The following is a 12,588-nucleotide window of genomic DNA, read 5'->3' on the forward strand; positions in this document are numbered from 1 at the left end:
GCGCAAGGCCTTGCGCCCCTAAAAATCTAGAAATAATTTGGGATAATTTATTTTTTGCAAGTCCCTTACAACGCCGTCTTTCCCTTCCCCTTGTTCCCAATTCTCCTTGTCCCCTTGTCTCTTCCCAATGCCCAATGCCCCTCAAGAGTGCTGAGTGGGGAGTAGGCAGAGGGGAGAATAACTCCTAACTCCTAACTCAGCTGTATTTTGCCCAAGCCTTAACTCTTTGTAACCGCCGCAGAATTCGGTTAGCTAGTTCGACTCCTTTAACGGGCTTACACAAATAATCATCAGCACCAACACTAAAAGCTTGATTCTGACTGGCGGAATCTGTCAGCACACTCAGAAATAAAACTGGCAAACGCTGCCAAAGAGGGTCACTGCGGAGAATCTGGCAGAGTTCAAATCCGCTTATCTGTGGCATATTGATATCTAATACTAGGGCATCGGGGGTGACGGCTTCCAATACTGTCCAAAATTGTTGCGGATCGGCAAGGGTTGTGACTTTAAATCCCCAGGGTTTCAGCAGGGTGGGGAGAGTATGTAACCAGTCTTGATCGTCATCGAGAATCATCACTTTCTTTGTTATCTCAGTACCGCGCAACAAGTTTACTGCTGTGTCAATCACCTGTTCAGGAGGAATTGGTGCTGTCAAAAACAGTTTTCCGCCCCGCCGCATTGCCTCCAAGCGATCGCCCAATTCACTGCGATCGCTAATTACGACAATTGGCAAGCCAGGGTAACGCTGTGCTAATATCTGCAATGTTTCCCAAAAATTACTTACTTGGTGAGTATAAGGTTCGGATGGAATTGAGGGAAAATGTAACACTATGATATCAGGATTTTGGCCTAAGCTATCAAAAACTGAATCTCTTGTGAGCAAAGCTTTAGCCATATTCTCCTGCATCGGCGCAATCTGAATGCAAATTCCCCGGCTTGCCGCCACAGCTTCTAAGGACTGGTTAAACTCGATATCCGAACTCACAATCAGTAAAAGCGGTGATTGCCCATTGGGAACCTGAGACAGTTGAATCAGTGTAGTATGCTCAATGTCTTGCTGGAGATCCATCACCAGGGTTTTCATCAACGGCACGTGTTTCGGTTGTAGCGGTTCTCGACCACCCAACCAATACTCTAACTGCCGTGCAATGTGCATTGTTTTGCTTAACCCAAAGATTCCCAGAGTCCCCGCCAGTTTGTGAGCAATTTGTTGCGCCTGTGCTTGTTGTTGAGGTTTGAGTTGATTTTTTTGTAAGTCTTTGACAGCTTGTAACAAAATTGTTATCTGGTCAAGGCTTTTCAGTTTTGTAGTTTTCCAAGTCTCGTTGAGAAAAGCCTGGTATTGTTGTTGGGAATTGTCAGGAAGATCATAGTTTGCCAAATCACTCAACGTTTTTAGAGATACAGCTATTTGAGAGTCACCCGCAGCTTTCTTTACAGCTGGTGTTGCCGATTGAGTGGTTAATTCTTCTGTGCTTTGTGCTTTTAAGTAGTAACCCCGTCCATGCATGGTAGCGATAAAATCATGAGGCGCACCGGCTGCAACTAACTTGTGTCGCACACGACGGATATGGGAACGTACTGTTGCCCCAGATGGAAAATCTTCTGAAGACCATAATCTGTCTAGAAGTTCTTCAGTACTAAAAACATGCTGACACTTTTGCAGCAAAAGTTCTAGCAAATCATACTCCATCGTTGTCAGGTTCAGGGGGCGACTATTGTAAGTCACTTCACAAGTACTGGGATTAAGGAGCAAATCCCCCCAAGTCAGTAAAGGAAAGGGATTGTTACTTCCCCGCCTCAGCAATGCCCGAATCCTGGCAATCAGTTCTGTGGTATCGAAAGGTTTTACAACATAGTCATCTGCACCTGCATCCAATCCCTGCACTTTGGCGGTAATATTATCTTGAGCCGTAAGTAACAGAATCGGGACGGTGTATCCCTGTGTCCGCAGACGCTTGCATAAGCTGATACCATCCAACTTTGGCAGCATGATATCGAGTACAATCAGGTCATACTTAAAGGTGGAGCCATAAGTCCAACCCATTTCCCCATCTTTGACTACATCTACAACATAGTGATGGGTTGCCAGATTTACAGTTAAGACTTTAATTAATAAATCGTCATCATCCACAAGTAAGATTTTCATTAATGCGGCTACCAATGGAGGATTCTACTAATTTGCTCCGGTAAATTCAGAGAGTTAAAAGGTTTTGTAATGACACCAGTAACTCCCAAATCATTAAACTGCCGCTTTTCTGCCGTTTGTGCTTTGGCAGTTAAAAGAATCACTGGTATTTGTTCTGTTTCAGAATGAGACTGGAGTTCTTTAAAGGTAGTAATACCATCCATATCTGGCATCATCACATCCAACAAAATCACATCAGGCTTTTGGGTTTGGGCAGTTTGGATGCCTTCAAAGCCAGAACTAGCTGTGAAAACTTCCCAACCTGCTGCCATTTTGATGCCAAATAGCACAACGGTTTGAATGGTTTCTTCGTCATCAATAATTAAAATCCGCTTTGTATGCATAGATCCTTCTTCATGAGATATTGACCCACTCAAGGGTAGGTAATGTGAATGCAAAGGTGCTTCCACACCCTGGAGTACTCTCAGCCCAAATTCTGCCGTTGTGTTGTTCAATAATTTTGCGACAGATGGTCAGCCCTAAACCAGTACCACCTTTTTTGCGGGAATCTGATGAATCTACTTGTTGAAACCGTTCAAAAATCCGTTCGAGTTGATCGGCAGGAATGCCTTGCCCTTCGTCTCGCACCCGAAATACCAATTCTTTGGGGAGGTTTGGAGAGCCTTTTCCTGGTTCCACTGTTAGCCAAACAGTAGAACCAGGTGATGAAAACTTAATAGCATTACTGAGTAAATTTGTCAAAGCTTGCATGATATAATCTGCATCTGCCCACACTGAGATATCTTGTGGTTGTTTGACCAGAGTGATTTCATGCTGCTGTGCCATTGCTTGCATTGCCTCTGCTGCTTGGATCATCAAATTAGCAGCATTACAGGCTTGGCACTCCATGATGACTTTGCCAGACTCAATTCGTTGTAAATCGAGGACATTGTTGACTAAACGTACTAACCGTTCAGTACTGTCATCGGCAATTCCTAGCATTTGTTGTCCTTCGGTCGAGAGACTGCCCAATCGTCCTGTCGCTAATATTTTCAGGGCACTGTGCAATGAAGTTAGGGGAGTCCGCAATTCATGGCTAATTACAGAAATGAATTCATCTTTCATCCTTTCAATGGCTTTGCGATCGCTAATATCACTACTCAAGGCGAAAAATCCCTTCACCGTGTTCTGGTCATCTACATCTGGGATGTAAGTTACATCAACTGATCGCCAACTCCCATCTTTTAAAAGAATATCATTTTCATAGTTGACGGCTTGCCCAGATAAAGCTGTTTTTACATAAACTCGCATTCTTTGGTAGCAATCTTCTCCCCAAATCTGTTGTAGATGGGAACCATAAATTTCTTTAGGAGATTGTCCCACCCAATCCTGATATGCTTGATTATTAAAGCGATATTGTTGTTGATCGTCCACATAGGCGATCAGTACTGGCAGCGTATTCGTAATTAAGCGCAATTGCTCCTCACTCTGTCGCAGTGCCGCCTCCACATGCATTCGCACATTAATTTCCTCTTGCAATTCTGCGGTGCGATCTGCTACAACCTCTTCTAAGCGTTCTAGTAGTTGGGCTTGAGATAAAGCAATACTGATTTGATCGGCCAGTTGTTGCATTAATTCCAACTCGAAATCTACCCAATGGCGAACCCTGTCGCATTGGTGCGCGATTAACAAACCCCAAAGCTGATTTTGGGACTGGGCATTCAGGTTTTGCACAATCGGTACAATTAATTTGGCTTTGATCTGGTATTGATCGACAAATTCCACTAAACAATCTACCAAGCCAGCCGCCGGATCGTGGACATTCGCGATCGCACGTACCCGTCCGTGAGCATACAGTTGTTGATACTCTTGAGGAAAAACTTCTTGCGGAAATTCCAGATCCATCAGTGTGGGATAATCTGGTAAAACTGATTCGCTGATGGTTCTTCCTGTACGATCCGGCAATACGTGATAAATTAGCACGCGATCGGCTTGCAGAATCCGTTGCACTTCCGTGACGGTAGTATGCAGAATTTCCTTTAGCTGTAACGACTGACGAATTTTCAGCGTCACTTCCGAAAATAGTTCTACCCGTTGCTGTTGCTGTCGTAATTCTGCCTGCATTGATTCCCGGCGCTGACTAATGTCTCGTAATAGCAGCAGATGACAGTGGGGAAGTACATTAGGTGTTAAGGTATACTCCATCTCTCGCTGGTTCTGGGCAGAAGATGAAACTAACAGTTCCCCCATTAATGATTGTCCCGGTGGAAAACTAAGAAAGTTGGGTTGACGAGCAAATTCCGCAGTGATGAAATTAGCTAAAGCTTGCCCTTTGAGTTGCTGAGGCGGTAGACCTAGTAAATTACAAGCAGCAATATTCATCTCTACGAAACATAAGCAATCGTCAATCAGGGCGATCGCATCATGGGCGTTTTTAAATAAAATTTGAATCAGACGCTTGTCTAATCGTCGTTGATGTTGAGATTTTTTCACGCCAGATTGCGATCGCTGCTTAGAGGAACGTTTAGACATCTACATTTATATTTTACATTCCGCACTTTCAACTGTCACAATCGGTTTTTACTGTTTTTTAGACATAAACAAAGCTACCGAATATCAGTAGATCACAAACTTTTTTCCAAAAGACGATCGCCTGCAAATTTTGTAGTCAGTGATACTTTTTATCAGCTGCTGTTTAAGCAGACCAAGTTCATGTTGGAGTTCCTTTTATGTGAAACCTGTGCTAGTAAACCATTCTACCCTGTTTATACTTGATTTTTTGTTGAAGTCCCGAATTTAAACCAATCACCTTAACGTTACTAAACTTTACGAATCATATTTAGGTGATTAACCTTACTATGGTTAGAGAATAAAAATGGCTTGAAGCGTTTATCCAACCTGCCCATAGCAAAATGTAATACCCATCCCAGAAGCTATCTGCTAGGCCTCAAGTCGCTTAAACCCTAGCTGTAATTATGCTGAACCCAAATGTTTAATCAATTTCAAGGGCGAATGCTGCTCTCTCACAACTTTAATGTTTCTCCTGACACGATACCAACCCTCAGTCAGGAAGAATTTGCCCAAGTGTTTCTATCGGGCTTGAGTGCCTATAAACACCTGCAATGCAGGCTGGTGAATCATCCCCATTGGACTGTGGAAATTTTATTTTCTACCAACCAATTTTCGCCGCAGCAAGTTGGAGAACTCTGTGCTAAAACCCTAGCACAGAAGCGGCAATCGCAGCAATTAAGCACAGATCCTATCCCAGAAATTTTGGTTTTAGGTGGTATTAAAACAACTCCCCCCACTAGCGATTCTCCTGATGCTCTGCAACCAGGAAACTGGGGTGTGGATGTAGTAGAAACTAGCTCTGGTGAGGCATTTTTGCAGGCGATCGCTTGGGATGCCACTATCGCCCAGAAACCCGCAGATAGCGTATTCAAAGTTGAACTAAAGAAAGCTTGAGCAAATAATTACTAGTTCTGAGTTTGTCATTAGAATGAGTACAAGCAAGCACGCCGATCAAAGATTGGTGCTTCTTGAACTGCCCACTAAGTTGTAAGGTTGTAACTACGAATTACGTAGCTTGCTTCTCGCCGGAGGCGAGTATTATCAATTACAAATTACTTTAACAATGCCTTCTCTCAACGAATATCTGATCCGCGCGATTATCAAAGGTGACACTGCTGCTGTGGAGAGCTTATTAGCCCAAGGCGCAGATGCCAATACTACCGGGGGTGTTACAGCCTTGGGAGCCAGTAATACTGCATTGATGTGGGCAGCCACAGAGGGTTATTTCGATATTGTAGAATTGCTGCTGGTTCATAATGCTGATGTGAATGCGAAAAATCCAGCAGACTACACAGCTTTGATGTTTGCCGCAGAAAGCGATCGCCGCAACATTGTTTTGTTGCTGCTAGATCGTGGTGCTAGTATCTGCGGTCGTAATCCCTATGGGGAGACTGTGCTGATGACAATGGCGCGGCGTGGTCAAACAGATATTGTGCAACGTCTAGTGAAAATGGGCGCTCAGGTGAATCCCCAGTGAGTTAATCTAGAAATGCACATGGGAAAACAGCGCCCGGTCGCCTGTACGCTATCAACGCCTGCTAGAAGGTAATGGGCATAGTGCAGTAAGGGGTAAAAGCTCTTGCAGGGTGGGAAGCAGGGAATAAATACTTGTGCAAGTCTTAAATTGTCAGTAAATTACTCCTCACGATTTTTAGTGCCTTGGTTGCGAATTAGATAAGATTCCACTCTAAGCATTAGTTCCCGAAGATTGCTTATTTTTTCCTCAATATCCTTAAACCCTGTAGTCATGCCTTCCTCAATATCCTTAAACCCGGTAGTGATGCCTTCTGAGATTTGTTTTTGATTACCTAAAAGGTGGTTAAAATCGCGTATCTCATTTACCCTTTTTTCACCAGCAGCTTCCGCTTGGATAATAGCCTGCTGTCTTTCAAGTTTATCTTGCTGTTTCTCAAATCTTTTCTTATCGTTCCACCGAAAAAACCAACCTGATGCAGTGACAACCAAGGAAAGTATAAAACCAGCGAAGCTAAGATCAAATTTCATGGTAAATCTAGCACACTCTGAATTCTTAAAAATCAATTCTGTAAAATGTTGTAAACTTCATTTAACCTTTCTTCTATTCGGTCTTCTTGGTCATAGAGTGCATAATCTGCTGTACTCCAAATTTTTATCTGAATATCCACCAACCAAGAAACAGGCTTAAATGCAAAAGAATGAAGAAATTCCCAGTCAGTAAGTTTAATAAAAGTATGACGTTTCAACCCACAAAATTTACTCTTGCCGTAGACTCTTCCGATACTGCTATTATCAAAAAATGGTAATAGATACCCCGCTTTGTACCATGAAGGATTTGCCCCAAGGCTATCGGTAAAAACGATAATGTATTTGCCTGTAAATGCTGGAGTGATAGAGATTTCTGAGTTGTTGCCGTTAATGTTAGTGTGACTACTATGTACTAGTGACCAATTAATCGTCATCAAAATTCATCTCTATCACTATGCTTTGTTTGTAATCTATGCTGGTTTTATCACTACTGTAACTGCTACTACTGCTACATCTTTATCGGCATTTAGCGATTGATAGCGACCAGCTATAGTTCTCGCCTCAGTCTTAGTCAAGAAAACGTTAGCTTCATTCAAATCTTCAGTAAGTAAGCCATCAGAGTTAGTAGTAGAAGAGTAGTAACCCTCTAATTTATCCTCAGAGTCATTAACAGAAATAACAAACTTTGACATAAAATCACCTTTTTGTTGATAGAGCAAAAGTCTTGTGACTAGAAGAGTTTAGAAAAGTAAAAAGCTAATCCAACAGTAGAGTTAACGAATAACCCTCAAATTAGATAAAGATTCTCCTACGAGCTAGATAGGCTTCAGTGATATCTTTACCTTTGTAGTTTTGTCCGGCGAGTCCAGCTAAAGCATCTTCTAGCTTTGACGGTGCGACAAGAACATTGCCAGTGGCATAAACAGCAGTGTCGCTTCCAGCAGTACCAGTCTTGACATACTTAACGCGAATTTTGCTAACGCCAAAAGTACTAGCGCTACCACTAAAGATTTTTGCATTAGCAGGGGCTGTTGTTGAAATGCCAAGTAAGGTACAGACTGAGGTAGTGTAAATAGTCTTACTACCAGAAAATTTGAAAGCGATTCCAGTTCCTATTGGAATATAGTAGGTTTGCCTTGTATTAGCCATAATCTATTTTTTTGCTTCTAATTGAGTTGTATCAAAGCTTTTTCGCTTTAATCTCTGTAAGGAACCCTTAAGGGTTCCGGTTTTTGTTACACGTTGATAGCTTTTTTAAAATAGTGATTATTTTTAAACAAATTAGTTGCTCCGAAAAAGTACTTAAATAAGGGATTTTAAGTCTATAAAAATTTCAGTATATTTTCCGATAATTAATCCTAGATTGATAACCAATCACGTCTAACCGGGATTTGAAAAACTCTTCAAACAAGTTTTCCGACTGGAGCTAGTTAAATCTTTACAATATTTCAAATTATTTAAAGAGATATGATATATTTTTTACTCTTTTTTCAACAAGCGTAATAGATAATTACCTGAGGAGAATTCAATAAGTTGCTAATCAAGCAAATTACTTACTTCCTAAACAAGTGCCTCATGATGCCTTCCAGTAGCATCGACTAAATAAATGGGTCGTTCGTTACCTCGTAAATACATATAAGCATACCTGAAACGGACATTAGCAACAGGTCTATACCTTGGCTTTTTCTTTTGTTTACCATATACCAATTGCGTTGCTGTCTGATTAGTGATTGAGGCTTTTTTGGGAGTGCTAACGACTAATCTATTTTCATCATATAAAATGTCTTGGCATTTAAGAAGGCGGGTAATTATATCTTGTGTATCAACTTCAGTATTTCCGTAGACTTGTAGCCGATAGCCGTGTTCCTCATGGTAGTACTTGTAGATGTTTTTTCCTTTGGTAAATACTACTCCTTGTCCCCCAGAAATAAACTGTTGCTTGATATCTTTAGCTAATGCTATTGCTTTTACTGGGGTCATCGTAGCTGGTGTTTCGTTCATCAACCGAAAAGAATATTCTGCTTCTACTTTCTTTTCACCCTCAGAAACGCTGGCAGAATCTTGAGAAAAATACAAAAATACTTGTGGTCTGCCATCAACAGATTCCTGAAAACTTTCAGCAGGAATCCCGTAAAAAATACCTAAATCTTTTTTGCCATATCCTAACAAATCAAACAATAAATGATGCCGTAAGTTCATCATTAATTGATTGTCATTATCCACCATAGTACAAGCAACTCTCAAAGCACTTCTGGACGAGGCTATATTCGGTTTCCAATCATCTCCTAAATCTGCAAAATATCTCTTCACAAGTGCATTGTGCTGAGGAATATAAATCTTTTGTAGATGTTCAAACGGATCAAAATTATCAGGTAACTTATCATCGGGTGGTTGTGCTGGAGTGATTGTTGTCATTTATTAATCACCTCCATCAAAAATGTCTTCTAATACCAATTCAAGAAAATTTGTAGAATCTGCTTTTGCTTGTTCTCCCTTAGCTTCTTCAACTATTGGCGTTGGAACTTCTACCCCTGGCTTGTAATGGACAATATTGCCATCTTTATCTTTAATTGGGTTCCCGTGTTCATCTTTTGGATCGATTTGTGATATCTCTCTTTTTAAATCAGCCGTACTACTACGAATGCCGCCCACTACTTCTTTAAAGGCAATAGGAATAGCAACTACTGCGGCAATAGAACTCAATTTCTCGTTAGCCGTGTTCATGAAAGAGAAGAATTTACCTTCAAGATTCGGTTGTGGGTTCATATACCCATAGGCGTTTTCTAATAGCACTCCACCTTTTCTTAATGCGTTCCCTATCTTACCGATATTACCGCCAACAACTTCTAATCCAGTTGTGATTAGCCCGCCTAGTTGAGTAACCTGATTGAAAACATTTGAGGCTGCTTGATAAATCCGATTTATTTTTTGCCAATCTTCACTTAATTCTTTATAGTTTTCTTCACCGATAGTACTTTCAATTACTAGATGCACAGCTTTACCAAGCGAATCACTAAAGCTAATGGGAGTGCCATCAATTCCTTTAGGAAGTAAAAAACCTGTTACCTGATCTACAATCGTAATTAATGTTTGACCTAAGTTATTGCTTAACATCAAAGCGTTATGTATAGTTGCGGCAAAAGTAAGAACACTTAAAGCTTTTTCGAGATAGGTGTTTTTAGCAATTGTTTCGATAAATTGGCTTAATCCACCAGTTACTTGCTTGCCTAGCTTGTTGTTAATGATGTTTAATAACACTAATTGTGCTGCATCACTGAATTTTGAAACGATATCAAAAATCTGTTTTAGTAAAACAATAATTGGTGCTAGAGCCGCCATAATCGGCGTTAAAATTCTTGCTCTTGTAGTTGTGTGTTGCGTTGTGCTATTAAGCCGTGTTTGATTATGTTGCTGAATAATTAGCGCCTTTAATCCTGCTAAATCGCCTGGGTTCACGTCTTTTCCGTCCTTTCCATCTTTTCCATTCCTGCCTGGCAGCCCACTAATACCCGGTAATCCACGTTCACCTTGCTTACCAGGTGTTCCTGGTAAAACAGTGGTTACACCATCTTTTCCTGGAATCCCAGGAACACCTTGCATACCTCTTTCGCCTTGCCTGCCAGGAATACCCTGCAAACCCCTTTCGCCTTGCCTGCCAGGGATACCAGGATCTCCCTTTAGACCCTTGAGATTCTTAACTGCTTGCACAAGTGCGTAAGCTGTCAGGGCTACACCTATAGCTTCACCCGCTTTTGAAAGTGCTTGCTTACCTATTTGTTTAGCTTGTTCTGCAATACTTTGAGCAACTTCTGCCTTCTGGTAAGCAGTGGTAGCATTATCATTAGCCTGTTTTGCATTTCTTACTGCGCCATCAGCTGTCAATTGTGCTTGTTTTGCTGTATTTTGCGCTGTAGTGGCGTATCCTTGCGCGCGAGACGCTGTTACCTGGGCTGCACCAGCTTTTAAGTTTGCTGCTTCCCCAATGCCCTTAGCATCTATAGCAATTGCTCTTACTTCTAAAATCGACGCTTCATTATGCCCAATGCGATTTTGCAAGCCAAGAAGTTTGCCGAGTACTCCTGATACAGAAGTACCAAGAGCATTTACAGCATTTTCAACCGCATCAATACGACCACCAAGAACATTGAGTGTTGCAAGTTGCTCGAATAACACCGCAAAAGTTCCGATAATATTAAAAATCTCAGCAATCTTGCCAAGTATTCGGCCAGTAGCTGCTAGCGCTTGCTCACTAATTCCTATAGCTTTTGCAGCATTTGCGATCGCTGTTCCTACTGCTGACTCTAATCGCTCAATTGTTCTTCCGAATCGACCAACCTGATCTTTGAAGCCATTGACTAAACCTTTCAATCCAGTAACTTCAGCATTGGCGTTTAAAGCAGCACTAGAAGCCCTTGCCGCTTCATCAATAGCATTTGCTGCTTTGGAGCCAACTGTGGATTCAGCACTAGTCGCTCGTGCTTGCTCTGCTCTTATCAGGTTTTTGTATTCTGCTTGAAGTGCTTGTTGTCCTTTGGCTTCTCTAAGGGATGCAGCCAACCTCTCGTCAGACAGCATTGCATCGACTTGAGCTTTTGAGTAACCTTGTTGATGCAAGTTATCGCCGTACTCTCGTAAACGTACTTCTTTCTCTAGGTCGCTTAACTGAGCATATTTTTGCCTTGCTTGAGCATCTGCCTTCGCCTTAGCATCTCTGGCGATATTTTCCGTACTATCAATTCTTTGTTTTGCATCAGTCAATCCATTAATCAAGTTTTTGATTTGAGGATCTAACTTGCCAGCTAGTAATGCTACTCCTGCACCAACGGCTGTAGTAATGTCGGGCTGTAATGATGCCCTAATTGAAGTGCGTAATGCATTTTCATCTACATTTTTTAATCCTGCTATCTTTGTATTGATAGCATTAATTTCAGATTGCAGTTGATTACAGCAATCACATTTTCCAGCACAATTAAGTGCTAATTGCAAATTTGAAATAGTATTAGAAGCGCTCATTATTAGCTACAATTTCTATTTTTTAATTGCCCAGATAAACCTTCAATTTGTGCCCAGTCGCTATTGTTTACACATTTACCGCTACATCCAACACCACACGCTTCCTCACAATCAGATAATGATTTGTACAAGCCCGGTGTGCTGTAGATTGTTTTTTTTATACAAGCTCCATTGATGCAATCATAAGCAGGACTAGGAGGGGGACAAGAGTTACTAGTTGAGGCAATCGAGACAACGATATTACCAGGAGTGTAACTTCCTAGTATTATTGTTCCACCAGTTCCATCAACTCGCGCATCATAAGAATTCCCAGGTGGGCCACTTGTAACAACTTTGTAGGCTGTTTGATAACTACCATCGGGAACGGTATAAGTTTCGGTGACACTGCCGCCGTTGTATCCAGGAGTATTAAAAACAACGGTCAGCGTACAAGACATTAATAATCATCTGGATCAATAATTGATCCAGTATCAACTTTCGCTAAATTAAAAATTAGTTGATCTACGCGATAGAAATCATTATTTACCCCTCTAGTAGTAAAACTAGAAAATCCCGCGCTTACATAAATAGACTGATTAATATTTGCATCAAAGCTAGTTTGACTTAGTGAGACTTGAGCTTTCAATAAAATTGCTGTCAGTAAACTTTCAGATGTATTGTTAGCCGATGCAGTTAGTCGGGGTAAGGAGCTTTTTTGAATTGTGATACTAGTAGCATCTTGAGTTGCGCCCGTGCCGAAAATATCTGTCAGAGTTGGCTCTGCCATAAAAACTAATTTGAAGTGAATAAATCTGTTGTATGGCTTATTAGAAATTTCGTAAATGTTCCAGTTTTATGTAAAAGCAGAATAATCACTGAGGACGTGTAATGCT

At 41.3% G+C, this 12,588-nt stretch carries 14 protein-coding genes; 3 read left to right on the forward strand and 11 right to left on the reverse strand.

Annotated elements, in window-relative coordinates; translation table 11 throughout:
• Positions 1–188: hypothetical protein (locus ACFFAP_RS28695; protein ID WP_375514417.1), on the forward strand; the 188-nt coding region annotated here is incomplete at its 5' end.
• Positions 189–196: 8 nt separating this feature from the next.
• Here ACFFAP_RS28695 and ACFFAP_RS28700 read toward each other — a convergent pair.
• Genes ACFFAP_RS28700 through ACFFAP_RS28710 form a run of 3 tightly spaced genes read right to left on the reverse strand, consistent with a single transcriptional unit; the run spans position 197 to position 4,660 of the window.
• A complete protein-coding gene (locus tag ACFFAP_RS28700) occupies positions 197–2,149 on the reverse strand; it encodes a response regulator (RefSeq protein ID WP_375514418.1) in 1,953 nt (650 codons plus the stop codon).
• Between the two features lie 8 nt (positions 2,150–2,157).
• Positions 2,158–2,532, reverse strand: a complete 375-nt coding sequence (locus ACFFAP_RS28705) for a response regulator (RefSeq protein WP_375514419.1) — start codon at positions 2,530–2,532, stop codon at positions 2,158–2,160.
• Between the two features lie 10 nt (positions 2,533–2,542).
• Positions 2,543–4,660: an ATP-binding protein gene (locus ACFFAP_RS28710; RefSeq protein WP_375514420.1), complete on the reverse strand. Its 2,118-nt coding sequence runs from the start codon at positions 4,658–4,660 to the stop codon at positions 2,543–2,545.
• Positions 4,661–5,116: 456 nt separating this feature from the next.
• Between ACFFAP_RS28710 and ACFFAP_RS28715 the strand changes: the two genes are divergently transcribed.
• Complete coding sequence (locus ACFFAP_RS28715; protein WP_375514421.1) at positions 5,117–5,593, forward strand: DUF2656 domain-containing protein; 477 nt, start codon at positions 5,117–5,119, stop codon at positions 5,591–5,593.
• A gap of 121 nt (positions 5,594–5,714) precedes the next feature.
• Positions 5,715–6,176, forward strand: a complete 462-nt coding sequence (locus ACFFAP_RS28720; protein ID WP_375514422.1) for an ankyrin repeat domain-containing protein — start codon at positions 5,715–5,717, stop codon at positions 6,174–6,176.
• Between the two features lie 158 nt (positions 6,177–6,334).
• Here ACFFAP_RS28720 and ACFFAP_RS28725 read toward each other — a convergent pair whose 3' ends face one another.
• The 8 genes from ACFFAP_RS28725 to ACFFAP_RS28760 form a co-directional block, all read right to left on the reverse strand.
• Positions 6,335–6,703, reverse strand: coding sequence for a hypothetical protein (locus ACFFAP_RS28725; RefSeq protein WP_375514423.1), 369 nt, complete (start codon positions 6,701–6,703; stop codon positions 6,335–6,337).
• Between the two features lie 32 nt (positions 6,704–6,735).
• Positions 6,736–7,137 carry a hypothetical protein gene (locus tag ACFFAP_RS28730; protein WP_375514424.1) on the reverse strand — a complete coding sequence of 134 codons (402 nt, stop codon included), beginning with the start codon at positions 7,135–7,137 and terminating at the stop codon, positions 6,736–6,738.
• A gap of 36 nt (positions 7,138–7,173) precedes the next feature.
• A complete protein-coding gene (locus tag ACFFAP_RS28735; protein ID WP_375514425.1) occupies positions 7,174–7,395 on the reverse strand; it encodes a hypothetical protein in 222 nt (73 codons plus the stop codon).
• Positions 7,396–7,495: 100 nt separating this feature from the next.
• Positions 7,496–7,852: a hypothetical protein gene (locus tag ACFFAP_RS28740; protein ID WP_375514426.1), complete on the reverse strand. Its 357-nt coding sequence runs from the start codon at positions 7,850–7,852 to the stop codon at positions 7,496–7,498.
• A 411-nt stretch (positions 7,853–8,263) separates the two neighbouring features.
• Complete coding sequence (locus ACFFAP_RS28745; RefSeq protein ID WP_375514427.1) at positions 8,264–9,118, reverse strand: hypothetical protein; 855 nt, start codon at positions 9,116–9,118, stop codon at positions 8,264–8,266.
• Between the two features lie 3 nt (positions 9,119–9,121).
• Positions 9,122–11,716 carry a hypothetical protein gene (locus ACFFAP_RS28750; protein WP_375514428.1) on the reverse strand — a complete coding sequence of 865 codons (2,595 nt, stop codon included), beginning with the start codon at positions 11,714–11,716 and terminating at the stop codon, positions 9,122–9,124.
• A 2-nt stretch (positions 11,717–11,718) separates the two neighbouring features.
• A complete protein-coding gene (locus tag ACFFAP_RS28755; protein WP_375514429.1) occupies positions 11,719–12,153 on the reverse strand; it encodes a hypothetical protein in 435 nt (144 codons plus the stop codon).
• Positions 12,153–12,482 carry a hypothetical protein gene (locus tag ACFFAP_RS28760; RefSeq protein ID WP_375514430.1) on the reverse strand — a complete coding sequence of 110 codons (330 nt, stop codon included), beginning with the start codon at positions 12,480–12,482 and terminating at the stop codon, positions 12,153–12,155. Before ACFFAP_RS28760 ends, ACFFAP_RS28755 begins: the two co-directional genes overlap by 1 nt.
• Positions 12,483–12,588: the final 106 nt, after the last annotated feature.

This window comes from uncultured Nostoc sp. (assembly GCF_964245575.1).
GTDB lineage: Bacteria > Cyanobacteriota > Cyanobacteriia > Cyanobacteriales > Nostocaceae > Nostoc.